The sequence below is a fragment of the Micromonospora sp. DT229 genome (genome assembly GCF_049844505.1).
GTDB lineage: Bacteria > Actinomycetota > Actinomycetes > Mycobacteriales > Micromonosporaceae > Micromonospora.
In genome coordinates, this window is sequence record NZ_JBNCLD010000006.1 from 108,536 (window position 1) to 134,273 (window position 25,738).

The window sequence follows — 25,738 nt, forward strand, 5'->3', positions numbered from 1 at the left end:
CCCCGAAGTTGCACACGGGCCTGTCTGGCGGGCCCGGTGGCGGGAGTCAGTGGGGGGTGGTTGGGGGCAGGTCGGTGATCGGTACGACTCGGGAGTCGTCGAGGGGGCCGATGATCACGCGCAGCGACGGGAGAAGGTCGCCCAGGAGTTGGCGGCAGGCCTCGCAGGGGGCGACCAGGGACCGGCCGCGATCACCGACCGTGACGATCGTTTCCAGTTCGCCTACGCCCTGGGTGACGGCGGTGCCGAGCGCGACCACCTCGGGGCACGCTCCTGCCGTGGGGTGTACCACGTTCACGGCGGAGACGACCCGACCTTCGGCGGTGCGCGCAGCGGTGGCGAGAGTGTGGGCAGCGCTACGGCAGCGCAGCTTCGCCACCGCGCTGGCGGCCTGCACCAACGCCCGATCGGTGTCACGCATCGTCATCGGCGTCCCCCGCGTTCCGCTCCCAGTCCGACGCCCCACGATAGACCGCCGCCGTCCGGGTGCAATGCCACCGCCCCTTTGCTCTGCTTCACCCCACGCACAGGTTGCGGACCAGGAACATTGCGCTGGTTGAAGCAGAGCAAAGGGGCACCGGGGAGATCCGACGTCGCCGTACCCGGACCTGGGCGCCCACCGCCCCGGCACCACACATCGCAAACCTCCGCACGGCACAGGCCGGCGCACCGCACCGCCGCCCCCGGCCCGGCCCCGGAGCGGCGCAGGCTGGCACGGCAGAGCGTCGCGCCGGGGCCTTGGCCAGCAGGGCCGGTGGGGCGGTGGGCGGGGCGGTGGGGATAACCAGGAGGCGGGGTCGGCGGCGGGCTGCATATCCTTGGGCACGACATGCAGAATCCAGCCTCACCTGCCGCGACCGACCCGATCCGCGCGTTGCAGCGTCGCCTTCCCCCGTTGATGTTCCGTGACCAGCGTCAGCTGCGCCGACGGCTGGACGGGGTGCGCAGGCTGCGCGACCCGCAGCGGCGGGAGTCGGCGCTGGCCGAGATCGCGGCCGAGGTGGCTGCGGCGGAGGTGCGGCTGGAACGGCGTCGGGCCGCGTTGCCGAAGATCACCTATCCGCCGGCGCTGCCGGTCAGCGAGCGTAAGGACGATATCGCCGCTGCCATCCGGGATCACCAGGTGGTGATCGTGGCCGGTGAGACCGGGTCGGGCAAGACCACCCAGCTACCGAAGATCTGCCTGGAGCTGGGGCGTGGGATCAGCGGGCTGATCGGGCACACCCAGCCCCGCAGGCTGGCCGCGCGTACGGTGGCGGATCGGATCGCCGAGGAGTTGGGCACCGAGCTGGGTGACGTGGTCGGCTACAAGGTGCGCTTCACCGACCAGGTCAGCGAGCGGAGCCTGGTCAAGCTGATGACCGACGGCATCCTGCTGGCCGAGTTGCAGACCGACCGGATGCTGCGCCAGTACGACACACTGATCATCGACGAGGCGCACGAGCGCAGCCTCAACATCGACTTTATTCTGGGCTATCTCAGGCAACTGCTCCCCCGCCGACCCGACCTCAAGGTGATCATCACCTCGGCGACGATCGAGACCGACCGGTTCGCCCGGCACTTCGCCGGTCCGCCGACCGAGGAGCATCCTGAGGGCGTACCGGCGCCGGTGGTCGAGGTGTCCGGGAGGACGTACCCGGTGGAGGTGCGCTACCGGCCGCTGGTCGAGGTGGCGGACACCGACGAGGAGGAGGCGGACGAGGAGAACGTCCGCGACCAGATCCAGGCCATCGGCGACGCGGTCGAGGAGTTGGCCGCCGAGGGCCCCGGCGACATCCTGGTCTTCCTCAGCGGGGAACGGGAGATCCGCGACACCGCCGACGCGCTGGGCAAGCTGGTGCAGAACAAGCGGTCGCTGCTCGGCACCGAGATCCTGCCGTTGTACGCCCGGCTGAGCGTCGCCGAGCAGCACCGGGTCTTCGCCCCGCACAGCGGACGGCGGGTGGTGCTGGCGACGAATGTCGCGGAGACCTCGCTGACCGTGCCCGGCATCAAGTACGTGGTGGACCCGGGTACCGCCCGGATCTCCCGCTACTCGCAGCGGCTGAAGGTGCAGCGGCTGCCCATCGAGCCGGTCTCGCAGGCCAGCGCCAACCAGCGCAAGGGCCGCTGTGGGCGTACCTCGGACGGCATCTGCATCCGGCTCTACGACGAGCAGGACTTCCAGTCGCGGCCCGAGTTCACCGACCCGGAGATCCTGCGTACCAACCTGGCCTCGGTCATCCTCCAGATGACCGCGATCGGGCTGGGCGACATCGCCGCCTTCCCGTTCATCGACCCGCCGGACCGGCGCAACATCGCCGACGGGGTCAACCTGCTGCACGAGTTGGGTGCCCTGGACCCGACCGAGACCGACCCGGCCCGGCGGCTCACCGCCCTGGGTCGGCGGCTGGCCCAGCTTCCGGTGGACCCCCGGCTGGCCCGGATGGTGCTGGAAGGGGAGCGCAACGGCTGTGCCACCGAGGTGATGGTGATCGCCGCGGCGTTGTCGATCCAGGATCCGCGTGAGCGGCCGGCCGACAAGCAGGCTCAGGCCGACCAGGCGCACGCCCGGTTCGCCGACAAAGAGTCGGACTTCGTGGCGTTTCTGAACCTGTGGCGGTACCTGCGCCAGCAGCAGAAGGACCTGTCCTCCAGCGCGTTCCGTCGGATGTGCAAGGCCGAGTACCTCAACTACCTGCGGGTACGCGAGTGGCAGGACATCGTCAGCCAGTTGCGCCAGGTGTTGCGTACCGCCGAGCAGGAGGGTCGGGGACGCGGACGGCGAGCCGCCGACGAGGAGGCCCCGCGCGAAGGCGGGCGACGCCAGTCCGGGGCGGACCTGCCGGAGGAGATCGACACTCCGAAGGTGCACCAGTCCCTGTTGCCCGGCCTGCTGTCGCACGTCGGTCTCAAGGACGCCCAGAAACACGAGTACCTGGGTGCCCGGGGGGCGAAGTTCGGGCTGTTCCCCGGCTCGGCGCTGTTCAAGAAGCCGCCGCGCTGGGTGATGGCCGCCGAGTTGGTGGAGACCTCCCGGCTGTGGGGTCGGGTGAACGGGCGGATCGAACCCGAGTGGGTCGAACCGCTGGCCCAGCACGTGGTCAAACGCAGCTACAGCGAGCCGCACTGGGAGAAGAAGCAGGCGGCGGTGATGGCGTACGAGAAGGTGACCCTCTACGGGGTGCCCCTGGTCACCTCTCGCAAGGTCAACTTCGGTCGGATCGATCCGGTGCTGAGCCGGGAGTTGTTCATCCGGCACGCCCTGGTCGAGGGCGACTGGTCCACCCACCACCAGTTCTGGCGGGACAACGAACGGCTGCGCACCGAGCTGGAGGAGTTGGAGAGCCGGGCCCGGCGGCGCGACATCCTGGTCGACGACGAGACCATCTTCCAGTTCTACGAGGAGCGGATTCCCGCCGAGGTGGTCTCCGGACGGCACTTCGACACCTGGTGGAAGACGACCCGCCGAGAGCAGCCCGACCTGCTCACCTTCACCCGTGAGCTGCTGGTCAACGCCGGTCGGGGCGGGGTGGACGAGGCGGACTTCCCCGACCAGTGGCGCACCGAGGGTGTCGAGTTGCCGTTGACGTACACCTTCGAGCCGGGCGCCCCGGCCGACGGGGTGACCGTCGACATCCCGTTGCCGCTGCTCAACCAGGTACCGGCGGAGAGCTTCGACTGGCAGGTGCCCGGTCTGCGGGAGGAACTGGTCATCGCGTTGATCCGCTCCCTGCCCAAGCCGGTGCGGCGCAACTTCGTGCCGGTGCCGGACTACGCCCGCGCCGCGCTGGCCGCGATCACCCCCGGCGAGGAACCCCTGCTGGAGGCGCTGACCCGGCAGTTGCGCCGGATGACCGGGGTGACCGTGCCCCGCGAGGCCTGGGATCTGAGCAAGCTGCCGAACCACCTGCGGGTCACCTTCCGGGTGCTCGGCGAGGACGACCGGCCGGTCGCCGAGGGCAAGGATCTGCCGGCTCTGCAACGCCAACTCAAGGCGGAGGTACGCCAGGTGGTGGCCGCCGCCGCGCCGGAGGTGGCCCGCACCGGGCTGACCGGCTGGGAGATCGGCACCCTGCCGCGCACCATCGAGCAGGTCCGGGCGGGGTACGCGGTGACCGCGTACCCGGCGCTGGTGGACGAGGGCACGACGGTCGGGGTACGGGTCTTCGACTCCCCGGCCGAGCAGGAGGCCGCGCACTGGGCCGGTACCCGGCGACTGCTGCGGCTGACCGTGCCGTCACCGGCGAAGTTCCTGGCCGGACGGTTGTCCAACGAGGCGAAGCTGGCCCTGTCGCGCAATCCGCACGGCGGGGTGCAGGCGTTGATCGAGGACGCCACCGGTGCGGCGATCGACAAGCTGATCGGCGATGCCGGCGGGCCGGTCTGGGACCCCGAGGGCTTCGCCGCCCTACGGGACAAGGTCCGCGCCGGTCTGGTGGACACCGTGACGGAGGTGATGGATCGGGTCCGGGCGGTGCTGGCCGCCGCGTACGCGGTGCAGCAGCGGCTCGGCGCGACGAGGAACCTGGCCGTGGTGGCCGCCCTGGCCGACATCCGCAACCAGCTGACCGGGCTGGTGCACGCCGGCTTCATCACCGAGGTCGGCTACGCCCGACTGCCCGATCTGCTGCGCTACCTGACCGCGATCGAGCGGCGGCTGGATCGGCTGCCCGGCAATCCGCCCCGGGACAAGCAGTTGCAGGACCGGATCGCGGTGGTGCAGCGGGAGTACGACGAGATGCTCGCCGCCCTCCCGCCGGCCCGGCGTGGTTCCGTGGCGGTGCGGCAGATCCGCTGGATGATCGAGGAGTTGCGGGTCAGCGTCTTCGCGCAGGCCCTGGGCACCCCGTACCCGATCTCCGAGCAGCGCATCTACCGGGCCATGGACGAGGCCGAAGGGCGCTGAGGTTCAGCCGCCCCAGCGGCGGGAGGGCTCAGCCGCCCAGCGGCGGGAGGGCTCAGCCGACCCGCAGCGGTAGGTCCCGCCCGGCCGGTAGATCCACCACTGTGCGGGTCAGGTTGCTGACCGCCGATCGGGGCTCCGGGCAGGTGGCGCCCCACCATTCCCGGTTGTCCCGGTACCAGTGGAAGACCTCGGCCAGCCCGTCGACGAAGGAGATCCGCGGCTCGTAGGCCAACTCCTCGGAGATCTTGCGGAAGTCGAGCGAGTAACGCTGGTCCTGCACCTTCCGGTCGGCGACGTGCCGGACCCGGTCCCAGTCGGCGTCGGCCAGTCGCAGGATCCGCTCGGCCAGGTCCCGGTTGGTCAGCTCGACATCGCCACCGATGTTGTAGACCTCCCCGGCACGTCCCTTGGCCAGCACCAGGGCGATCGCCCGGCAGTGGTCGTCGACGTGCAACCACTCCCGTACCGCGCTGCCGTCCCCGTGCAGGGTGATCTCCCGACCGGACAGCAGGCTGGTGACGAAACGCGGGATGACCTTCTCGACGTGCTGGTACGGCCCGTAGTTGTTGGCGCACCTGGTGATCGACACGTCCAGGTCGTAGGTGCGCCAGTAGGAGCGCACCACGTAGTCGCTGGCGGCCTTGGAGGCGGCGTACGGGGAGTTGGGTTCGAGCAGGCAGCGCTCGTCCCAGGAACCCTCCGCGATCGAGCCGTACACCTCGTCGGTGGAGACGTGCACGACCCGGTCCACCCCGCTGCGGACGCACTCGGCCATCAGTCGGTGGGCGCCCATGACATTGCTCTCGAAGAAGGGCGCCGGGTCCTCGATCGACCGGTCGACGTGTGATTCGGCCGCGAAGTGCACCACCACCTCGTGGCCCGGCACCACCTCGCGCAGCATCGACACGTCGGTGACGTCGCCACGGATGAAGGTCAACCGCGGGTGGGTGGCGGGCAGGTTCCGGCGATCACTGGCGTACGTGAGTTTGTCCAGCACGGTGACGGCGCTGTCTTCGAAGCCCAGGTAGCGTCCCTCCAGCAGGCACCGGGTGAAGTGCGACCCGATGAAGCCAGCACCACCGGTCACCAGGATCCTCATGTATGTGGCCTCCCTGCCACGCGAATCCGCGCATCGTCCATCCCGCCGCCCCGGACGCGCTCCGATGGGTGCGGCGGCCGGGGTGGGTCCCAGGGCGGTCACGGCGATCCACCCACCCCTGTGGTCGTGCCGCGCGCCCATAGATGGTTTTGGTCTCGAAAGCGACAAAGAGGGCAAGCCCTCGTGCAAGACCTCACGATAGGTGACGGGAGTGTCGTTGGTGGCTGATACGGGGAGCTTAAGGACGAATTAAACGTCTGGTGACGGCACCGCCCATACCCAGCAGTACCCGGAGCATCACGTCCGGGCCCAGCAGCCGGGCCGGCGGGTCGATCAGGTTGACCACCCGCAGGAAGGCGGCGCCGAGCACCGCGTCGTGGGCGGCCGCGACGTGTAGCCGGGCCAGGTAGGCGTTGACGAGCCGGACCCTCCAGGTACGCCGCCCGGTGACTCCCGGAAAGCGCAGGTCGGTGCCGACGGCGATGGACCAGGGCCCGTCGATCACCCGGGCCGCCCGCCGGAAGAACCGCCGGGCCAGGCGGTGGCGTCCCCGGGCCAGCAGGCGACGCAGCAGCAGGGCCTGTACGGCGGCGACGGTGATGCCCTGCCCGTAGACCGGGTTCAGGCTGCACAGGGCGTCGGCGAAGATCAGCAGGCCGTCCGGGAACCGGGACAGTCGTTCGTAACGGCGGCGGACACTGGCCGGGAAGCGCATCAGCACCGGCTCGTCCAGCGGTTGGGCCTGCCGGACCAGTTCCCCGACCTGCGGGGCGGCCAGCGAGGTCGCGTACCGGATGAATCCGGCCTCGTCGACCGGCGGCGCCTCGCCCAGGATGCCGGCCATGGTGACCGCGAACCGCCCACCCTCCTGGGGCGCGACCACCCCGTAGCGGGCCCGCCCCGGCATCGCGTTGGACAGTACGCCGAGCTTGTCCTCCAGCTGGCCGTCCTCGCGCCGGTATCGGCGGGTGACATAGGTGACCCCCACCTCGACGCGTTCCTGTTCGACCGTCGGGTAGCCGAGTTCGGCCAGCCAGATCGGGCTGCGGCTGGCCCGGCCACCGGCGTCGACCACGAGATCGGCGGTCAGGGTCGATGCCTGGCCCTCGCGGGAGGCCAGCCGTACCCCGGTGACCCGGCGGCGATCGGCGGTCGCCAGCAGGCCGGTCACCTCGCAGTCGGGCACCAGGCGCACCCCGGGCAGGGCCAGGATCCGTTGCCGGACCGCCTGTTCGAGCAGCGGGCGGCTCATGCCGAAGCCGGTCAGGTCGGAGCGGGCCGACCGCATCCGGTGGCCGTCGTTGTACCAGTGCACCTGGCCGTGCAGGTCGACCGGGGTGGCGCCGAGGCGGTACAACTCGGAGCCGAGTTCGGGCAGCAGGCTTTCCAGGGCCTGCCGACCCCGGGCGAGCAGGACGTGCACATGCCGGCCCTGTGGTACGCCCCGGCGATGCACCGGTTCGGCCGGCGGAACGTCGCGGTCCAGCAGGACCACCTCGGCGAAGCTGTCCACCAGCGCCCGGGCCGCGAGCAACCCGCCCAGACTGGCTCCGATGACGACGGCGCGACCGGAGGCTGTCATGCGGGGAGCCTATGCGTGCCCCCACCCCCGGGGCTGCTTCCGTCGTGCTCGATCCGGAGCGGGTCAGGTCAACGGCTCGACCCCGGGCGGGAGTTCGCCGGTGGTGGTGGCGGTCTGCACGTAGTCGAGCAGGATGCGGCGCAGTTCGCGCCCGGCGTGGGTGGGCACCACGTCGCGGCGGCGGGCCACCGCGATGGTGCGGCGCACCCCGGGTGGGGCCAGTCGGGTGACCCGGATGCCGGGGCGGCGGGCCACCACGATGCCGGGGACCAGGGCGATCCCCAGCCCGGCCTCGACGAAGCTGAGTACGGCGTCCATCTCCCCGCCGTCGACCGACAGGGTCGGTTCGAACCCGGCGTTGCGACAGGCCTGGAGGGTGGCGTCCCGCAGGTCGTAGCCCTCGCGGAACATCACCAGCGGCTGGTCCCGCAGGTCGGTGATGCGCAGGTCGGCCCCGGGGTGGGCGGCCGGCAGGGGGTCGACCGAGGCGACCACCAGGCTCTCGGTCAGGATCGGGTCGGCGCGCAGCCCGGGATCGGTGCCCTGGGCGGGCATGATGATCAGTGCCAGGTCCAGCGCGCCCCGGAGCAGCTCCCGGACCAGGTCCTGCGACCCACCCTCCTCCACCCGCAGGTCGACGGTGGGGTGGACGTCGCGGAAGCGGCGCAGCACCGGTGGGGCCAGCGAGGTGGCCAGGCTGGGGGTGGCGCCCAGGCGGACCCGCCCCCGGCGCAGACCGACCAGCTCCTGCACCTCGCGGGTGGCGGTCTCCACGTCCGCGAGGATCCGCTTGGCCAGGGGCAGCAACACCTCGCCGGCCGCGGTGAGGGTGATGTTGCCCCGTACCCGCTCGAACAGAGGGGCGCCGAGGGTGGCTTCCAGGGCGTGAATTTGCTTACTCAACGAGGGTTGGGTGATGCCGACGACATCGGCCGCCTGGGTGAAATGTCGTACTTCAGCCACCGCAACGAAGTACTTGAGCTGATGGAGCTGCATTTAGATAGCCTATGGCTATCAAGACTGCGGTGTCGATGCATTGGACGACTGATTGAACTGCTCCTAGCGTCGGGCCCGTGGTAGTCACGACGCGAACTCGGTCGCCCATCCGCTCCAACGTCGGTCTGAAGGCCGTCATGGCGGTGACGGGCATCTTCCTGGTGTTCTTCCTCATCGCACACATGCTGGGCAACCTCAAGGTCTTCTCCGGCGACTCCTCGTTCAACGGCTACGCCCACTGGCTGCGCGATGTCGGCAAGCCGGTGCTGCCGGGGGTCTGGTTCCTCTGGTTCATGCGCATCGGCCTCGTGGTCGCGGCCGTCGGGCACATCTGGGCCGCCACGGTGCTGGCCCTGCGCGCCCGCGCCGCCCGCCCGGTGCGCTACGCCCACCGCAAGAAGGTCCGGGGCAGCTACGCCGCCCGGACCATGCGCTGGGGTGGGGTGATCATCCTGTTCTTCGTGATCTACCACCTGTTGGACCTGACCACGGGCACCCTGAACCCGGTCGGCGACCCGACCCGGCCGTACGCCAACGTCGTCGCCGGTTTCGCGCCGGAGCGCTGGTACGTCACGCTCTTCTACGCCCTGGCGGTCGTCACCCTCGGCTTCCACCTGCGCCACGGCGTCTACAGCGCGCTGCGCAGCCTGGGCCAGCAGACCCCGCGCGGTGAGCAGCGTGCCCGGGTGGTGGCGCTGGTCTTCTCCGTCGGGCTGGTCGTCGGCTACCTCGTGGTCCCGTTCGCCGTACTCACCGGATTGGTGTCCTGACCATGGATCTGTACATCGAGGGCGACCCGGTCGCCGACACCCGGGCTCCCGACGGCCCGATCGAGAGCCGCTGGGAACGTCGCCGGTTCGAGGCCAAGCTGGTCAACCCGGCCAACCGGCGCAAGATGACCGTGATCGTGGTCGGCACCGGCCTGGCCGGTGGTGCCGCCGCCGCCACGCTGGGCGAGCAGGGCTACCAGGTCAAGTCCTACTGCTACCAGGACAGTCCGCGCCGGGCGCACTCGATCGCCGCCCAGGGTGGCATCAACGCCGCCAAGAACTACCGCAACGACGGTGACTCCGTACACCGGTTGTTCTACGACACCGTCAAGGGTGGCGACTTCCGCTCCCGGGAGTCGAACGTGCACCGGCTGGCCGAGGTCTCGGTCAACATCATCGACCAGTGCGTCGCCCAGGGGGTGCCCTTCGCCCGCGAGTACGGCGGCCTGCTCGACACCCGCTCCTTCGGTGGCGCCCAGGTGCAGCGCACCTTCTACGCCCGGGGTCAGACGGGCCAGCAGCTGCTGCTCGGGGCGTACCAGGCCCTGGAGCGGCAGATCGGCCTGGGCAACGTGGAGATGAACTCCCGGCACGAGATGCTGGAGCTGATCGTCGTCGACGGCAAGGCTCGGGGCATCGTGGTCCGGGACCTGGTCACCGGTGAGATCACCAGCGAGTTCGCCGACGCGGTGGTGCTCGCCTCCGGCGGCTACGGCAACGTGTTCTACCTGTCCACCAACGCCAAGGGCTGCAACGTCACGGCCACCTGGCGGGCGCACCGCAAGGGCGCCTACTTCGCCAACCCCTGCTACACCCAGATCCACCCGACCTGCATCCCGGTCTCCGGCGACCACCAGTCGAAGCTGACCCTGATGAGCGAGTCGCTGCGTAACGACGGTCGGGTCTGGGTGCCCAAGGCCAAGGGTGACGACCGCGCCCCCCGGGACATCCCCGAGGACGAGCGGGACTACTACCTGGAGCGGATCTACCCCTCCTTCGGCAACCTGGTGCCCCGGGACATCGCCTCCCGGGCCGCGAAGAACGTCTGTGACGAGGGCCGGGGGGTGGGCCCGACCAAGCTCGGCGTCTACCTGGACTTCGCCGACGCCATCAACCGGCTGGGCCGCAAGGCCATCGAGGCCAAGTACGGCAACCTGTTCGAGATGTACGAGCGGATCACCGGCGAGGACCCGTACGAGGTCCCGATGCGGATCTACCCGGCCGTGCACTACACGATGGGTGGCCTCTGGGTCGACTACGACCTCCAGTCCACCATCCCCGGCCTGTTCGTGATCGGCGAGGCGAACTTCTCCGACCACGGCGCCAACCGGCTGGGCGCCTCCGCCCTGATGCAGGGGCTGGCCGACGGGTACTTCGTACTGCCCAACACGATCGCCAACTACCTGGCCGCCGGGCCGTTCGAGAAGATCGACGGCAGCCACCCGGCCGCGATCGAGGCCCGCCGCGACGTGGAGGACCGCCTCCAGCGGCTGCTCGCCGTCAACGGCGACCGCACGGTGGACTCCTTCCACCGGGAACTCGGCCAGATCATGTGGGAGCACTGCGGCATGGAGCGCTCCGAGGCCGGGCTGCGCAAGGCCATCGACGAGATCCGAGCGCTGCGCGAGCAGTTCTGGCAGCGGGTACGGGTCGTCGGTGACGCCGACGGGCTCAACCAGTCCCTGGAGAAGGCCGGCCGGGTGGCCGACTTCTTCGAGCTGGCCGAGCTGATGTGCATCGACGCCCTGCACCGGGAGGAGTCCTGCGGCGGCCACTTCCGGGCCGAGCACCAGACCCCCGACGGCGAGGCGCAGCGCGACGACGACAACTTCGCCTACGTCGCCGCCTGGGAGTTCAGCGCCACCGGCGAGCCTTCGGTGCTGCACAAGGAAGACCTGAAGTTCGAATACGTCCACCCCACGCAGCGGAGCTACAAGTGAACCTGACCCTGCGCATCTGGCGCCAGTCCGGTCCCCAGGACAAGGGTCGGATGGTGACCTACAAGGTCGAGGACGTCTCCCCGGACATGTCGTTCCTGGAGATGCTCGACGTGCTCAACGAGCGGCTCATCCTCGCCGGGGAGGAGCCGGTCGCCTTCGACCACGACTGCCGTGAGGGCATCTGCGGCATGTGCGGCCTCATGATCAACGGCGACGCGCACGGGCCGCAGCGCGGCACCACCGCCTGCCAGCTGCACATGCGGCAGTTCTCCGACGGCGACACGATCGACATCGAGCCGTGGCGGGCCCGGGCCTTCCCGGTCATCAAGGACCTGGTGGTCAACCGGAACGCCTTCGACAAGATCATCGCTGCCGGCGGGTACATCACCGCGCCCACCGGTAGCGCCCCGGAGGCCCACTCGGTGCCGGTGGCCAAGGCCAACGCCGACGCCGCCTTCGAGTCCGCCGCCTGCATCGGCTGCGGCGCCTGCGTGGCGGCCTGCCCGAACGGCTCCGGCATGTTGTTCACCGCCGCCAAGGTCACCCAGCTGGGTCTGCTACCGCAGGGCCAGCCGGAGCGCTTCACCCGGGTCATCGGGATGGTCGACGCCCACGACGAGGCCGGCTTCGGTGGCTGCACCAACGCCGGTGAGTGCACCGTCGTCTGCCCGAAGGGCATCCCGCTGACCACCATCGGCCGCCTCAACCGCGACTACCTGGCAGCCACCACCACCAAACGCACCGAATCCCCCAACCCCTAACCCCACCCCAACCCCCTCCCCCCTCCCCCCTCACCCCCAACCCGCCGCGTTGATCATGAGGTTGACGGCACCGCAGAGATCGACTACTGCCGCTAACCTCATGATCAACCCAGTGAGGGTCGGGACCGGGTGGGGTTGGAGGGGGTGTTGTCGGGTAGCAGGGGGGCTACATCGACGACCAGGGGGTGGGCCATGCGGGCGCTGACGTGGCAGGGGAAGCGGGACGTACGGGTCGATCAGGTGCCGGACCCGCGGATCGAGGAACCTACCGACGCGATCGTACGGATCACCTCCACCGCGATCTGCGGCTCCGACCTGCATCTGTACGAGGTCCTCGGGCCGTACCTCAAGCCGGGCGACATCCTGGGGCACGAGCCGATGGGCATCGTCGAGGAGGTCGGCGCGGGGGTGACCCGGCTCAAGCCCGGCGACCGGGTGGTGGTGCCGTTCAACATCGCCTGCGGCTCCTGCTGGATGTGCTCCCGCCAGTTGTACGCCCAGTGCGAGACCACCCAGGTCACCTCGGAGGGCAAGGGCGCCGCCCTGTTCGGCTACACCTCCCTGTACGGCTCGGTGCCCGGTGGTCAGGCCGAGTACCTGCGGGTTCCGCACGCCGAGTTCGGGCCGATCAAGGTGCCGGAGACCGGCCCGGACGAGCGCTGGCTCTACCTCTCCGACATCCTGCCCACCGCCTGGCAGGCGGTGAAGTACGCCGACACCCCCCGCGGCGGCACCCTGGCCGTGTTCGGCCTCGGCCCGGTGGGCCAGTTCTGCGCCCGGGTCGGTCGGCACCTCGGCGCCGAGCGGGTGATCGGCCTCGACCTGGTGCCGGAGCGACTGGAGATGGCCCGCCGGCACGGCGTCGAGGTGCTCGACATCAGCCAGATAGACGACGTGCCCGGCACGCTGATCGACCTGGTGGACGGGCGAGGGCCGGACGCGGTCATCGACGCCGTCGGCATGGAGGCGCACGGCGCACCCCTGGGCAAGATCGCCCAGACCGCCGCCGGGCTGCTCCCGGACAAGCTGGCCGGGCAGATGATCGACAAGGCCGGGGTGGACCGGCTCGTCGTGCTCAAGGCCGCCCTGAAGGCCGTGCGACGCGGCGGCACGGTCTCCATCTCCGGGGTGTACGGCGGTGAGGTGGACCCGCTGCCGCTGATGGAGATGTTCGACCGGGGCGTCCAGGTGCGGATGGGCCAGTGTCATGTCCGGCGGTGGACCGACGAGATCATCCCGCTGCTCGCCGCCGACGAGGACCCCCTGGGGGTGGAGGACCTGGGGACCCACCGGCTGCCGCTGACGCAGGCCCCGCAGGCGTACCAGATGTTCCAGCGCAAGGAGGACGGCTGCGTGAAGGTCGTCCTCGCCCCGTGAGCGCATCCACGGTGCCACACGTTTCGATCCGTCGGCCTATGGTGTCTGCGAGAACATGACCGGGCACCGACGGGAGAGACGATTGACCATCCGAGTGAACCGCAGGACCGCCCTCGGCCTGGGCACCGTGGCCACGGCCGGCACGGTGTTCGGCGCGGCCGTGCCGGCCGCCGCTGACCCCGGCCGGGCCGGACAGGCGGGTGGCGGCGGTGACCGTAGGCGGGTGGCGGCGCGTATCGCTGCCGCGTACCGCCGGGAGAGCAGCCGGGCCGGGGGGAACTGGCAGGCGTACGTCAGCCTGACCGACCCGGCCGGGGCCGACCCGGTGGTCGCGGTGGCCGAGTCGGCGGACCGCCGGATCGAGGCGTACAGCGTCAACAAGATCGCCGTGGCGGTCGCCGTGCTGGACAAGGTCGACCGGGGTCTGCTCACCCTGGACCAGCAGCTCGAGGTGAGCGCCGCGATCGTCGTGCCCGGTGGCGACGGCATCTTCAGCCTGGACGGGGCCTACCCCAGCCAGGTGACCCTGGGACACGTGCTGGCCAACCTGCTCACCGTCTCCGACGACACCGCGGTACGGCTCTGCGGGCTGGTCTGCCCGGCCGCCGAGCTCAACCAGATCCTGCGGAACAAGGGCTTCCCGAACACCCAGGTGCAGCCGGTGGCCAACCCGAACCGGTTCTTCCTCGGCACCAGCACCCCCCGGGAGACCCACGACCTGCTCCGGGCCCTGGTGGGCGGCACCCTGCTCACCCCGGCCTCGACCGAGGTCGTGCTGCGGCTGCTGCGCTCGCCGGCGGCGTTCACCGACGGCATCCGGCGGGAGGTGTCCTCGGCCGAGCGGGCTCGCATCGCCACCAAGGCCGGCTGGTTCGCCGACGCCCGACACGAGGCCGGGGTGATCTTCGACGCCGCCGGTGCACCCGTGCTGACGTACGCCCTCTTCGCCGACGGCCAGGCCGACGCGGACGACTACGGCGCCACCCACCCCGCCGTGGCGGCCCGGGCCCGGATGGGGCGGCGTTTCCTGGACGCCACCGACCGGCTCGGCGGCAGCGGGACCAGACACCGGGCCCCCGCCCACCGGCCCAGCAACGGCGGCTGAATCGGCCGACGGCGACTAACGTGGACTCCAGTCACGAAAGGGGATCCATGCGGACGTCGAAGAGGTCGACCGGTCGACGGGTCAGTGCATCGATGGCCGGGCTCGCGGCCCTGGCCGGGCTGGCCGGCCTGGCCTGGGCGGCCCGGGAGGTCCCGGCCGCCCTGGGTGGTCGGCTCACCGGCCCCCGGGCGGACCGGGCGGCCCGCTCGCCGCAGTTCCGCGAGGGGGTCTTCCACAACCGGCCGGGTACCCCGATCACCGCCCCGGCCCCGGACCGTAACCTGCTGCGGGAACTGCTCTTCGGCAAGCAGAAGCGCCGCCCGAGCGCCCCGGTGCCACTGGTCCGGGCCGCCCCGTTCACCCCGGTCGACCCCGCCCGGGAACTCAACGTGGTCTGGTACGGCCACGCCACCACCCTGATCGAGATCGAGGGACGGCGGGTACTGCTGGACCCGGTGTGGAGTCAGCGGTGCTCGCCCTCGGCGGCCCTGGGCCCGCACCGGCTGCACGAACCGCCGGTACGCCTGGACGAACTGCCCCGCCTGGACGCGATCCTGATCTCCCACGACCACTACGACCACCTCGACATGGCCACGGTGCGGGAACTGACGGCCCGGCAGTCGGCACCGTTCCTGGTGCCGCTGGGAGTGGGCGCCCACCTGGACCGGTGGGGGGTGCCGGCCGACCGGATCGTCGAACTGGACTGGGGGCAGACCCACCGGCTGGCCGACCTTCAGATCACCTGTGCCGCCGCTCAGCACTTCTCCGGTCGAGGACTGCGCCGCAACGGCACCCTGTGGAGTTCCTGGGTGGTGGCCGGGCAACAGCGCCGGGTGTACTACACCGGGGACTCCGGCTACTTCCCCGGCTACGCCGAGATCGGGGCGGCGCACGGTCCCTTCGACGTGACCCTCATCCAGATCGGGGCGTACGACCGGGCCTGGCCGAGCATCCACATGTTCCCGGAGGAGGCGGCCGCCGCCCACCTCGACCTACGCGGCGGGCTGCTCGTACCGGTGCACTGGGGGACCTTCAACCTGGCCCTGCACGACTGGTCCGAGCCGGTGGACCGGCTCTGGGCCGAGGCCAAGGCCCGCGACCTCCGACTGGCGGTGCCCCGACCGGGCGAGCGGGTGGTGGTCGACGACCCCCCTGCGGTCGACGGTTGGTGGCAGGCGGTCGCCTGAGACTCGCCGAGTCGGCCGGATGAATCCGACCTTTGACGGCACACTGGCTAATCTGCTCCCAGATCGGTCAGCGGTCGAAGGAGGGACATGCGGGTACCTGGGCAGGACGGTACCGGTCTCGTCATCGTCGGCTGCGGCGGCCACGGGCGGGAGATCGCCCAACTGGTGGCCGCGGTCAACGAGGCGGCGGGCCGGCTGATCTGGCGGCCGGTGGGGTTCGTCGACGACGCCCCCTCGGAGGTCAACCGTAAGCGGGCGGAGGGCACCGGCCTGCCGTACCTGGGCACCCTGGCCGCGCTGGCGGACCTGCCCCCGCAGACCCATCTCACCCTGGCCCTGGGTGACCCCCGCATCCGGCGGACGGTGGCCGCCCGGGTCGAGGGGTTCGGCCTGCCGGTGGCCAGTCTGGTGCATCCCGACGCCACCGTGGGTGCCGATCTGGTCTGCGCCGAGGGTCTGGTGGTGTTCGCCGGGGCCCGGATCACCACGAACGTCACCGCCGGACGGCACCTGCATGTCAACCAGAACGCCACCCTCGCGCACGACTGCGTGGTCGGCGACCATGTCTCGCTGCACCCGCTGGCCGCCGTCTCCGGCGACTGCCGGCTGGACACCGCCGCGCTGATCGGCGCGGGGGCGGTGGTGCTGCCCGGGCTGCGGGTGGGGGCCGGCGCGACCGTGGGCGCCGGGGCCTGCGTGGTCCGCGAGGTGCCGCCGGAGACCGTGGTCAAGGGGGTCCCGGCCCGCTGAGTCACCCCCTCACAGCACGAAGGCGTCCGTCCACAGGGCACCGGAGCGGCCGGAGAGGGCGTCCAGCATGGCCACCGCCTGCCCGTCGGTCAGTTGGGCCACGAAGTCCACGATGGCCCGGCCCCGGGCCTTACCGATCCGATCCGGGGTACGCGGATGCAGTTCCGCCTCGGCCAACTCGACCAGGTCGTGCAGGCGTCGGGGCAGGCGGGACTCCTCCTGCGGATCGAGCAGCCACTCCAGCAGCGCCTCGACCAGGGTGCCGAGCAGCCGGGCCTGGCCCCGCTGGTGCAGGGCCAGGTCGGGGCGGGCCAGCACGAACCGGTGGTGGACGAACTTGAGCACCTGCACCTCGTGCCACTGCGGTGGGGCCAGCAGCACGTGCCCGGAGCGCAGCGACGGCTTCTCGGTGAGGGTGATCGCGTCGACCAGCCGGGTGGTCCACCGGGCGGAGAACCGGGCCACATACTGCTCCGCCTCGATCGAACCGTCGAACGGCATGGCCAGCAGCCCCTCGACCAGTTCCTCCCGGACGTGTTCGACCGCCGAGGCGAAAGCCGCGTCGTCGGCTACCCAGCCGTCCTTGCGGTGCAGTTGGCGGCGCAGCCGTTCGATAGCCGCTCCGGGGCGGCGGGCCGAGGTGGCCAGCGCCGCGTCCGTGATGGCCCGCAGGTGCCCACCCTCGCGCTGCCAGGCCATCAGTTCGGCGGCCACCGCCCCCTGCTGGAGCACCCCCACCCGGTAGAAGTCCTCCACGTCGTGGATGGCGTACGCGATGTCGTCGGCGATGTCCATCACCGAGGCCTCGACGGTCTGCTGCCAGTCGGCGATCCGCCCGACGAAGGGTGCCCGGGCCTGCCGCAGATCGTCCAGCTCGGTGCGGTACGCCCCGAACTTCGCCGAGCCGCTGTCCGGGTCCTCCGGCAGCGGGGCCGCCCCGCGTGGCGGCGGATCCATCAGGCGCGGGTGGGGGTCGGGGTGGTCCAGCCGGGTCCAGGGGTACTTCAGCATGGCCGCCCGCACCGCCGCGGTCAGGTCCAGGCCGGTGGTCGCCGCCCCCCGGATCTCGGTCGAGGTGACGATCCGGTACGACTGGGCGTTGCCCTCGAAGCCGTCGGTCAGGCCGAGCCGGTGCCGGGCCAGCCGGTCCAGCACCCGCTCCCCCAGGTGCCCGAAGGGTGGGTGACCGAGGTCGTGGGCGAGGGCGGCGGCCTCGACCACGTCCGGGTCGCAGCCGCCCAACTTCTCCGCCAGGTCACGCTGCCAGCCGTCGGCGGTCAGGCGTTCGGCTATCGCCCGGGCCACCTGGGCGACCTTGAGGCTGTGGGTCAGCCGGTTGTGCACCAGCAGCCCGGACCCGCCGGGGCTCACCACCTGGGTGACCCCGCCGAGCCGGGCGAAGAACGGCGAGCCGATGATCCGGTCCCGGTCGGCCCGGAAAGGGCTGGTGGCCAGGTCGCCGAGGGCCCGGGCACTGCCGCCGAACAGTCGCCGCGCCCGGGGCTCCACAGGTGCTTCCATGATCGCCACGGTAGCCCGGCAGAATGCACGGCGGAACCCACATCAGAAGGCGGAGCATCGTGACCCTCTCTGTTCATCAGCGCATCGCCGGGGAGCTCGGGGTCGCCGAGCACCAGGTATGCGCGGCCGTCGACCTGCTCGACGGCGGCGCCACCGTGCCGTTCATCGCGCGGTACCGCAAGGAGGCCACCGGGCTGCTCGACGACACCCAGCTGCGCACCCTGGAGGAGCGGCTGCGGTACCTGCGCGAGCTGGACGAGCGGCGGGCCGCGGTGCTGGAGTCCATCCGCAGCCAGGGCAAGCTGGACGAGGCCCTCGAGGCGCAGATCATGGCCGCCGAGTCGAAGTCCCGGCTGGAGGACATCTACCTGCCGTACAAGCCCAAGCGGCGCACCCGGGCCCAGATCGCCCGGGAGGCCGGGCTGGAGCCCCTGGCGGACACCCTGCTCGGTGACCCGACCCAGGACCCGAAGACGGTGGCGGCCGGGTTCGTCGACGCCGACAAGGGGGTGGCGGACGCCGCCGCCGCGCTGGACGGGGCCCGGGCCATCCTGATCGAGCGGTTCGCCGAGGACGCCGACCTGATCGGCACCCTGCGGGAGCAGATGTGGTCGCGGGGTCGACTGGTGTCCCGGGTACGCGAGGGGCAGGAGACCGTCGGGGCCAAGTTCGCCGACTACTTCGACTTCGCCGAGCCGTACCCGAAGCTGCCCTCGCACCGGATCCTGGCCATGTTCCGGGGCGAGAAGGAGGGCGTACTCGACCTGACCATGGACCCGGAGGCCGACGGGGACGCCGATGCGGTCGTCACCGGCCCGACCCGGTACGAGGCCGCGATCGCCGGCCGGTTCGGGGTCACCGACCAGGGGCGGCCGGCCGACAAGTGGTTGACCGACACGGTGCGTTGGGCATGGCGTACCCGCATCCTGATCCACCTCGGGGCGGATCTGCGGATGCGGCTGTGGCAGGCGGCCGAGGAGGAGGCCGTCCGGGTCTTCGCCACCAACCTGCGGGACCTGCTGCTCGCCGCGCCGGCCGGGGCCCGGCCCACCATGGGGCTGGATCCGGGTCTGCGGACCGGGGTGAAGGTGGCCGTGGTGGACGCCACCGGCAAGGTGGTCGCCACGGACACCATCTACCCGCACGAGCCGCGTCGGCAGTGGGACGCGTCCCTGCACACCCTGGCCACCCTGGCCGCCGCGCACCAGGTCGAGTTGATCGCCATTGGCAACGGCACCGCCAGCCGGGAGACCGACAAGCTGGCCGCCGACCTGATCAAGCGGCACCCCGAGCTGAAGCTGACCAAGCTGGTGGTCTCCGAGGCGGGCGCGTCGGTCTACTCCGCCTCCGCGTACGCCTCGCAGGAGCTGCCCGGATTGGACGTGTCGCTGCGTGGTGCGGTCTCCATCGCCCGCCGCCTCCAGGACCCGCTGGCCGAACTGGTGAAGATCGACCCGCGTTCCATCGGGGTCGGGCAGTACCAGCACGACCTGTCCGAGGTGAAGCTCTCCCGGTCGCTGGACGCCGTCGTGGAGGACTGCGTCAACGCCGTCGGGGTGGACGTCAACACCGCCTCGGCTCCCCTGCTCACCCGGGTCTCCGGCATCGGCGCCGGTCTGGCCGAGAACATCGTGCTGCACCGGGACGCCAACGGCCCCTTCCGCACCCGGGCCGAGTTGAAGAAGGTGTCCCGGCTGGGCCCGAAGGCGTTCGAGCAGTGCGCCGGCTTCCTGCGCATCCCCGGCGGCGACGACCCGCTGGACTCCTCCAGCGTGCACCCGGAGGCGTACCCGGTGGTGCGCCGGATCCTCGCCTCCACCGGTCAGGACCTGCGCTCGATCATCGGCCGCAGCGCCATCCTGCGGGGGTTGCGCGCCACCGACTTCGTGGACGACACCTTCGGTCTGCCCACGGTCACCGACATCCTCGCCGAGTTGGAGAAGCCGGGCCGCGATCCACGCCCGGAGTTCAAGACGGCGACCTTCGCCGAGGGGGTGGAGAAGATCAGTGACCTGACCGCCGGCATGGTGCTGGAGGGTGTGGTCACCAACGTCGCCGCCTTCGGCGCGTTCGTGGATGTCGGGGTGCATCAGGACGGCCTGGTACACGTGTCGGCGATGTCGCGCACCTTCGTCAAGGACCCGCACGAGGTGGTGAAGTCCGGCGACGTGGTCCGGGTCAAGGTGCTGGACGTGGACGTACCACGCAAGCGCATCTCGCTGACCCTGCGCTTGGACGACGAGGCCGAGCCGGGCACCCGCGGCGGCCAGGACCGGCAGGGCCGGGGCGGCCAGGGTCGGGGTGGTCAGGGCCGGGACGACCAGGCTCGCGGTGGTCAGGGCCGGGAGGGCCAGGGTCGCGGCGGCCAGAATCCGCAGGGCCGCGGCGGCCAGGGCCGTGGTGGCCAGGATCGGCAGGGGCGCGGTCAGGTACGGCAGGGGCGCGGCGGGGCGTCGCCGGCACCCGCCGACAGCGCGATGGCCGACGCGCTGCGCCGCGCCGGCCTGCTCTGAACCGACGACCCGACGGGCTCGACGCACGGCGGCTCGGCGGTGAGGGTGTCTCACCGCCGGGCCGCCGCACGTCGGGCGTACCCGCCTGGTGCCGGGTCGGGATCGGTGGGCGTACCGTCTGGGTGTGGGTGACGACGACTGGCAGACGGCGCGGGCGCACGCGGTGCTGGCCCATGCGGCCGCCGCCGAGCGTCGCCGCCTCGCCGAGCAGGCCGAGGCGGCGACCCTGGTCAGCGAATTCGTCGCCGAGGCGCGGCGGCGCGGGCTGCCCACCACCCGCCTGGTCGCCCGGTCCTCCGACGGGCGGGCCCGCTACCGGACGCGTCTGCACGGTTGGTACATCGACCGGGCGCGCAGCCGGGCGATCGATGTGGACGGACGTTTCCATCTGCTGACCGTGCCGCGTACGCTGCGCGCCCGGCTGTTCGGCGCCGATCCCCAGCCCAGTGCGGCGCCGCTGATCGTCGGCGCGGGCGGGCGCGACGGCGAATCCCTGCCGCTGCGCACGATGCTGCAACGTCGACTCGACGACGGACACTGAGCCGCCCTCGACACATCGACCGGCGCGATCCGACGCGCCGACAGACCGCATCCTTTCCTTCCGTTCGCGGGTTGTTGTGCCCGGGATCAGCCTCGCTGTCGCCATTTGCCCTCGCAGATAGTGATCGAGCTGATACAACCCTTTAGAGCGCAATGACCGTTTGACGGACGGAGATCAACACCGTGCCGGTATCCTCGGTGGCTACACCCGCACACCCGCGCCGGGCCGTCCGATCCGAGGATCGGACGAAACGAATATTCGACGTCGTCGTGGCGGCCGTACTGCTGCTGCTGACCGCACCGCTCATGGCGGTGGTGGCCGTGGTGGTGGCCGTCGGGTTGGGCCGACCGGTGCTGTTCCGGCAGTGCCGGATCGGGCTGCACGAGCAGCCCTTCGAGCTGGTCAAGTTCCGCTCCATGCACGAGCCCCGGGGCAACCGGGTCAGCGACGCCGATCGGCTCACCCCGCTGGGTCGCTGGCTGCGCTCCACCAGCCTGGACGAACTGCCCTCCCTGTGGAACGTGGTGCGCGGCGACATGAGCCTGGTCGGCCCCCGACCCCTGCTGCCGCAGTATCTGAGCCGGTACTCCCCCCGGCAGGCCCGACGCCACGAGGTCCGGCCCGGTGTCACCGGCCTGGCCCAGGTCAGCGGTCGCAACAGCCTCGACTGGGAGGTCCGGCTGGGCCTGGACGTCGACTATGTCGAGCGCCGCACCTTCCGCCTGGATCTGGCGATCCTGATCGCCACCATCGGTACCACCCTGCGCCGGGAGGGGATCTCCGCCGAGGGCCACGCGACCGCCCCGGAGTTCCTCGGGAGCCGACGATGACCGAGCCCATCTACCTGTCCACACCGGATGTCGGGGCGTTGGAGGAGTCGTACCTGATCTCGGCGCTGCGATCCGGCTGGGTGACCCCCTTCGGGCCGGATGTCGAGGCCTTCGAGCAGGAGGTGGCGGCCCGGGTCGGCACCAGCGGTGCGGTCGCGGTCAGTTCGGGCACCGCCGCCCTGCACCTGGCCCTGCTCGGGCTGGGCGTCGGGCCGGGGGACGTGGTGCTCGTGCCGACCCTGACCTTCGTCGCCACCGCCAACGCCGTCTCCTACACCGGCGCCCGGCCGGTCTTCGTCGACTGTGACCCGCACACCGGCAACCTCGATGTCGGGCTGGTCGCCGACCTGCTGCACCGGCTGCGCAGCCGGGGTGAGCGGGTCGGGGCGGTCATTCCGGTGGACCTCTTCGGCTCCTGCGCCGACTACACCGCCCTGCTGCCGGTCTGCGCCGCCGCCGACGTACCGGTGGTGGAAGACGCGGCGGAGGCCCTGGGCGCCACCCATCTGGGTCGTGGTGCCGGTTCCTTCGGCCGGGTCGGTGCCCTCTCCTTCAACGGCAACAAGATCATGACCACCTCGGGGGGTGGGATGCTCGTCGGCGACGACACGGCCCTGCTCGCCCGCGCGCGGCACCTGGCCCATCAGGCCCGCGAGCCGATGATCCAGTACGAGCACCGGGAGATCGGCTACAACTACCGGCTCAGCAACCTGCTGGCCGCCCTGGGCCGAGCCCAACTGGCCCGGCTGGACGAGATGATCGACCGCCGGCGACGACTACGCGACCGGTACGCGAAGCTGTTCGCCCCGGTGCCCGGGGTGGAGCTGATCGGCGCGGAGGACTCCGGGTCCAACTGCTGGCTCACCGCCGTCCGGGTACACCCCCGGCGGTCCGGCTGGCAGGCCGCCGACCTCGGCGCCCACCTGGCCGAGCGGAACATCGAGACCCGCCAGGTGTGGAAGCCGATGCACCGACAACCGGCGTACGCCGACGCGGAGAACCTGCTCACCGGGGCCGCCGACACCCTGTGCGCCGAGGGACTGACCCTGCCCAGCGGCAGCGCCCTCACCGAGGGGCAGATCAGCCGGGTGCTCGGCGCCATCGACCGATTCCTGACCGCCCGGACCCCGGCCTCCTCCAGATGAGAACGCTGATCCGGCTGAACCCTGGGGAGAACGGATGAACTGGGCCGTCCCATCCACCCTGCGCAACAGCGGCAAGGTGCTGCACTACGTGTGGACCCACCCCGCCAACCGGGGGGCCCGACTCAGCGGGGTGGCCCGTGCGGTCCGCTTCCAGCTACGCGGTCGGATGGGTCTGCGTACCCTGACCCGGGTCGGGCGGGGCGGCCGGATGTGGGCCGAGCTGCACTGCAGTGCGGCCTCGAAGGTGGTCTACGCCCCGCCTCCGGACTGGAACGAGATGCTGGCCTGGCGGCGGATCCTCAAGCCGGGTGACCTGTTCGTCGACGTGGGCAGCAACGTCGGCGCGTACGCCCTGTGGGCCGCCGACGCGGGCGCCGAGGTCATCGCGGTGGAGCCGGGCCGCGACGCGGCCCGACGCCTGCGGGAGAACGTGGACCTCAACGACTTCCCGATCACCGTGCTGGAGTGCGGGCTGGCCGACCGGCCGGGGCGGCTCCAGTTGACGGTCGGCCGCGACTCGACCAACCACCTGCTGCTGGATCCGGCGGATGCCGGGGAGTCGATCGAGGTGGACACCCTGGACAACATCCTCGGCGACCGGTTCGCGACAGGCGTGAAGATCGATGTCGAGGGTGCCGAGCGGCTGGTGCTCGACGGTGCCCGCGAGGCCCTGCGGCAGCGCCGGATCGGGGTGCTGCAACTGGAGTGGAACCACCTGAGCCACCGGCTGCTGGGCGAAGACCGGATGCCGATCGCCGCCCTGCTCAGCGAGTGCGGCTACGAGTTCGTCCGCCCGAATGAGCAGGGGCTGTTCCAGGACACCGAGGTCACCGCGACGGCGGCGGAGGACATCTTCGCCGTGCTTCCGGAGTACCGGTGACGCAATGCAGGCGACGGATGCGGGCCGCGGGGGCGGCGGCGGGATGACGCGTACGCTGCGCCGTGCCGTGGCGCTGCTCGATCGCCGCTCGCGCCGTCGCTACGCGCTGGCGGTGCCGGCCGCGCTGATCGTCATGGTGCTCGAACTGGTCGGCTTCATAGCGTTGGCCGCCGTGGTGCAGGTGCTGACCACGCCTAGCCTGCTCACCACCGCCGGGCCGAGAAGCCTGATCGGCCTCGCTCAGAACATCGTGGGGGCGCAGTCACCCACCGGCTTCGTCGCCACCGTCGGGGCGTTCGCGGTCGGTCTGCTCATCGCCCGGGGCGTGTTCGCCTCGATCGTGGCGTGGTGGCAGGCCGGCGTACTGGCCCGGGCCGAGGCGGTGCTGTCGACCCGGCTGTTCCGCACGTTCCTCTCCGCCGACTACGGCTTCCACCTGGAACACCACTCGGCCGACCTGACCCGCACGGTGGCCCAGTCCGTACGGTCGCTCATGGGCCGGGTGCTGCTGCCCGGCGCGGCCGTGGTCATCGAGGGCGCCCTCATCGTCGGGCTCGGTGCCGCACTGGTCATCATGGAGCCCGCGCCGGCCCTGACCTCGATGACCACCCTGGGGCTGGCGATGGCCGGCTACCTGGCCGTCGTCCGCCGCAAGGCACGGCGCATCGGCATCGAAGACGAGCAGCTCAACGCGGCCGATCAGCGGATCGTCCAGGAGGGTCTGGGCGCGGTCAAGGTGCTCACCATCCTCGAACGGCGCTCGCACGTGATCGCCCGCTTCGACACCTCCCGCCACCGGCACGCCCAGACCCTGCGCGGGTTGCTGTTCATGTCCAACTTCTCGCGCTACTACCTGGAGGCGGTCGTTCTCGTCATGGCCGCCACGATCGCCGCGGCGGCCCTGTCCAGCGGTCAGGCGGCGGCGCTCGGCTCGATCGGGGTGATCCTCGCCGGTTCGATGCGCCTACTTCCCTCGGTCCAGCGGATGATGACCGCGCTGAACACCATCAGGGTGGGCGCCGGCAGCATCGACACCATCGAGCGGGACCTGCTGCTGGCCAACTCCAGCACGCCGGAACAGCCACGGTCGACACCGCCGGCGCCCGTCCCGTTCCGCCGGCACATCGAGTTCCGCGACCTCGCCTACCGGTATCCGTCCGCGGCGACACCCGCACTGCACGACATCAACCTGACCATCCGGTACGGCGAATCGGTGGGCATCGTCGGCACTTCGGGTTCGGGGAAGACGACTCTCGTGGACGTCCTCACCGGCCTGCTGCCGCCCTCGGAGGGTGCTCTCCACGTCGACGGTACGCAGATCACGCGCGCGAACCTGCCGTCCTGGCGCGCCCAGATCGGCTACGTGCCGCAAGAGACGATCGTCGTGGACGACACCGTCCGGCGAAACGTCGCCCTGGGGCTCGACGACGCGGACATCGACGACCGGGCGGTCTGGCGGGCGCTGGAGCAGGCGCAGTTGCAGGACCTGGTCGAGGCGCTGCCCGATGGCCTGGACAGCCGCCTCGGCGAGCGTGGCGTGCGCATGTCGGGTGGGCAGCGCCAGCGCATCGGCATCGCCCGCGCGCTGTATCACCACCCGCGGGTGCTGGTGCTCGACGAGGCGACCGCCGCCCTCGACAGCGGCACCGAGAGCCAGATCGTCTCCACCATCGAACGGCTCCACGGTGCGGTCACCATCATCATGATCGCCCACCGGCTCAGCACCATCGAGCACTGTGACCTGCGCGTACGCCTGGAGCACGGACGCATCGAGACCGTCCGCGCCCGCTCGGCGGTGCAGCCGCCGCACCAGCACGCACTGCCCGAAGTACCCGCGACCGGCTGAGTGGGAA

19 protein-coding genes are annotated in these 25,738 nt (G+C 71.2%); 14 read left to right on the forward strand and 5 right to left on the reverse strand.

Annotated features, from left to right (window positions below; genetic code table 11):
- Positions 1-46 precede the first annotated feature (46 nt).
- The gene (locus ACLQ2T_RS11680) at positions 47-427 is read right to left on the reverse strand and encodes a cytidine deaminase (protein WP_425766023.1); all 381 of its coding nucleotides are present in this window, start codon (positions 425-427) and stop codon (positions 47-49) included.
- Between the two features lie 402 nt (positions 428-829).
- Here ACLQ2T_RS11680 and hrpA point away from each other — a divergent pair, with 402 nt between their 5' ends.
- On the forward strand, positions 830-4,888 hold the full coding sequence (gene hrpA / locus ACLQ2T_RS11685) for an ATP-dependent RNA helicase HrpA (protein ID WP_425766024.1): 4,059 nt from the start codon (positions 830-832) through the stop codon (positions 4,886-4,888).
- Positions 4,889-4,940: 52 nt separating this feature from the next.
- Here the strand turns inward: hrpA and rfbB are convergent, their stop codons facing one another.
- The 3 genes from rfbB to ACLQ2T_RS11700 form a co-directional block, all read right to left on the reverse strand.
- Positions 4,941-5,987, reverse strand: coding sequence for a dTDP-glucose 4,6-dehydratase (gene rfbB, locus ACLQ2T_RS11690; protein ID WP_425766025.1), 1,047 nt, complete (start codon positions 5,985-5,987; stop codon positions 4,941-4,943).
- Positions 5,988-6,225: 238 nt separating this feature from the next.
- Positions 6,226-7,569 (reverse strand): FAD-dependent oxidoreductase, encoded by a 1,344-nt coding sequence (locus tag ACLQ2T_RS11695; RefSeq protein ID WP_425766026.1) that lies wholly within the window; start codon positions 7,567-7,569, stop codon positions 6,226-6,228.
- 63 nt (positions 7,570-7,632) lie between these two features.
- Positions 7,633-8,565: a LysR family transcriptional regulator gene (locus ACLQ2T_RS11700; protein ID WP_425766027.1), complete on the reverse strand. Its 933-nt coding sequence runs from the start codon at positions 8,563-8,565 to the stop codon at positions 7,633-7,635.
- A 77-nt stretch (positions 8,566-8,642) separates the two neighbouring features.
- On the opposite strand from ACLQ2T_RS11700, the gene ACLQ2T_RS11705 reads away from it, so the two are divergent.
- The 7 genes from ACLQ2T_RS11705 (at position 8,643) to ACLQ2T_RS11735 (ending at position 16,455) form a co-directional block, all read left to right on the forward strand.
- Complete coding sequence (locus tag ACLQ2T_RS11705; RefSeq protein ID WP_425766028.1) at positions 8,643-9,335, forward strand: succinate dehydrogenase cytochrome b subunit; 693 nt, start codon at positions 8,643-8,645, stop codon at positions 9,333-9,335.
- Between the two features lie 2 nt (positions 9,336-9,337).
- Positions 9,338-11,275, forward strand: coding sequence for a fumarate reductase/succinate dehydrogenase flavoprotein subunit (locus tag ACLQ2T_RS11710; protein ID WP_425766029.1), 1,938 nt, complete (start codon positions 9,338-9,340; stop codon positions 11,273-11,275).
- Positions 11,272-12,036: a succinate dehydrogenase/fumarate reductase iron-sulfur subunit gene (locus ACLQ2T_RS11715; RefSeq protein WP_425766030.1), complete on the forward strand. Its 765-nt coding sequence runs from the start codon at positions 11,272-11,274 to the stop codon at positions 12,034-12,036. Before ACLQ2T_RS11710 ends, ACLQ2T_RS11715 begins: the two co-directional genes overlap by 4 nt.
- A gap of 192 nt (positions 12,037-12,228) precedes the next feature.
- A complete protein-coding gene (locus ACLQ2T_RS11720; protein WP_425766031.1) occupies positions 12,229-13,413 on the forward strand; it encodes a zinc-dependent alcohol dehydrogenase in 1,185 nt (394 codons plus the stop codon).
- An 82-nt stretch (positions 13,414-13,495) separates the two neighbouring features.
- Positions 13,496-14,518 carry a serine hydrolase gene (locus tag ACLQ2T_RS11725; protein WP_425766032.1) on the forward strand — a complete coding sequence of 341 codons (1,023 nt, stop codon included), beginning with the start codon at positions 13,496-13,498 and terminating at the stop codon, positions 14,516-14,518.
- Between the two features lie 47 nt (positions 14,519-14,565).
- A complete protein-coding gene (locus ACLQ2T_RS11730; RefSeq protein WP_425766033.1) occupies positions 14,566-15,705 on the forward strand; it encodes an MBL fold metallo-hydrolase in 1,140 nt (379 codons plus the stop codon).
- 87 nt (positions 15,706-15,792) lie between these two features.
- Positions 15,793-16,455, forward strand: coding sequence for a NeuD/PglB/VioB family sugar acetyltransferase (locus tag ACLQ2T_RS11735; RefSeq protein ID WP_425766034.1), 663 nt, complete (start codon positions 15,793-15,795; stop codon positions 16,453-16,455).
- A 9-nt stretch (positions 16,456-16,464) separates the two neighbouring features.
- On the opposite strand, the gene ACLQ2T_RS11740 is transcribed toward ACLQ2T_RS11735, so the two are convergent.
- Positions 16,465-17,976, reverse strand: coding sequence for a deoxyguanosinetriphosphate triphosphohydrolase family protein (locus tag ACLQ2T_RS11740; protein WP_425766035.1), 1,512 nt, complete (start codon positions 17,974-17,976; stop codon positions 16,465-16,467).
- 59 nt (positions 17,977-18,035) lie between these two features.
- Here ACLQ2T_RS11740 and ACLQ2T_RS11745 point away from each other — a divergent pair, with 59 nt between their 5' ends.
- The 6 genes from ACLQ2T_RS11745 to ACLQ2T_RS11770 all read left to right on the forward strand — a co-directional run bounded on the left by ACLQ2T_RS11745 (position 18,036) and on the right by ACLQ2T_RS11770 (position 25,731).
- Positions 18,036-20,489, forward strand: coding sequence for a Tex family protein (locus ACLQ2T_RS11745; RefSeq protein WP_425766036.1), 2,454 nt, complete (start codon positions 18,036-18,038; stop codon positions 20,487-20,489).
- Between the two features lie 124 nt (positions 20,490-20,613).
- Positions 20,614-21,030 carry a hypothetical protein gene (locus tag ACLQ2T_RS11750; RefSeq protein WP_425766037.1) on the forward strand — a complete coding sequence of 139 codons (417 nt, stop codon included), beginning with the start codon at positions 20,614-20,616 and terminating at the stop codon, positions 21,028-21,030.
- A 197-nt stretch (positions 21,031-21,227) separates the two neighbouring features.
- Positions 21,228-21,860 carry a sugar transferase gene (locus ACLQ2T_RS11755; RefSeq protein ID WP_425766038.1) on the forward strand — a complete coding sequence of 211 codons (633 nt, stop codon included), beginning with the start codon at positions 21,228-21,230 and terminating at the stop codon, positions 21,858-21,860.
- Positions 21,857-23,005 (forward strand): DegT/DnrJ/EryC1/StrS family aminotransferase, encoded by a 1,149-nt coding sequence (locus ACLQ2T_RS11760; protein ID WP_425766039.1) that lies wholly within the window; start codon positions 21,857-21,859, stop codon positions 23,003-23,005. Before ACLQ2T_RS11755 ends, ACLQ2T_RS11760 begins: the two co-directional genes overlap by 4 nt.
- Positions 23,006-23,039: 34 nt before the next feature.
- Positions 23,040-23,885 carry an FkbM family methyltransferase gene (locus tag ACLQ2T_RS11765; protein WP_425766040.1) on the forward strand — a complete coding sequence of 282 codons (846 nt, stop codon included), beginning with the start codon at positions 23,040-23,042 and terminating at the stop codon, positions 23,883-23,885.
- 43 nt (positions 23,886-23,928) lie between these two features.
- Positions 23,929-25,731, forward strand: a complete 1,803-nt coding sequence (locus ACLQ2T_RS11770) for an ABC transporter ATP-binding protein (protein ID WP_425766041.1) — start codon at positions 23,929-23,931, stop codon at positions 25,729-25,731.
- Positions 25,732-25,738: the final 7 nt, after the last annotated feature.

Excerpts from the sequence above, each read along its gene's own strand:
- ACLQ2T_RS11680 (WP_425766023.1), bottom strand. The coding sequence starts at position 427 with ATGACGATGCGTGACACCGATCGGGCGTTGGTGCAGGCCGCCAGCGCG.
- hrpA (WP_425766024.1), top strand. The coding sequence starts at position 830 with ATGCAGAATCCAGCCTCACCTGCCGCGACCGACCCGATCCGCGCGTTG.
- rfbB (WP_425766025.1), bottom strand. The coding sequence starts at position 5,987 with ATGAGGATCCTGGTGACCGGTGGTGCTGGCTTCATCGGGTCGCACTTC.
- ACLQ2T_RS11695 (WP_425766026.1), bottom strand. The coding sequence starts at position 7,569 with ATGACAGCCTCCGGTCGCGCCGTCGTCATCGGAGCCAGTCTGGGCGGG.
- ACLQ2T_RS11700 (WP_425766027.1), bottom strand. The coding sequence starts at position 8,565 with ATGCAGCTCCATCAGCTCAAGTACTTCGTTGCGGTGGCTGAAGTACGA.
- ACLQ2T_RS11710 (WP_425766029.1), top strand. The coding sequence starts at position 9,338 with ATGGATCTGTACATCGAGGGCGACCCGGTCGCCGACACCCGGGCTCCC.
- ACLQ2T_RS11720 (WP_425766031.1), top strand. The coding sequence starts at position 12,229 with ATGCGGGCGCTGACGTGGCAGGGGAAGCGGGACGTACGGGTCGATCAG.
- ACLQ2T_RS11730 (WP_425766033.1), top strand. The coding sequence starts at position 14,566 with ATGCGGACGTCGAAGAGGTCGACCGGTCGACGGGTCAGTGCATCGATG.
- ACLQ2T_RS11735 (WP_425766034.1), top strand. The coding sequence starts at position 15,793 with ATGCGGGTACCTGGGCAGGACGGTACCGGTCTCGTCATCGTCGGCTGC.
- ACLQ2T_RS11740 (WP_425766035.1), bottom strand. The coding sequence starts at position 17,976 with ATGGAAGCACCTGTGGAGCCCCGGGCGCGGCGACTGTTCGGCGGCAGT.
- ACLQ2T_RS11760 (WP_425766039.1), top strand. The coding sequence starts at position 21,857 with ATGACCGAGCCCATCTACCTGTCCACACCGGATGTCGGGGCGTTGGAG.
- ACLQ2T_RS11765 (WP_425766040.1), top strand. The coding sequence starts at position 23,040 with ATGAACTGGGCCGTCCCATCCACCCTGCGCAACAGCGGCAAGGTGCTG.
- ACLQ2T_RS11770 (WP_425766041.1), top strand. The coding sequence starts at position 23,929 with ATGACGCGTACGCTGCGCCGTGCCGTGGCGCTGCTCGATCGCCGCTCG.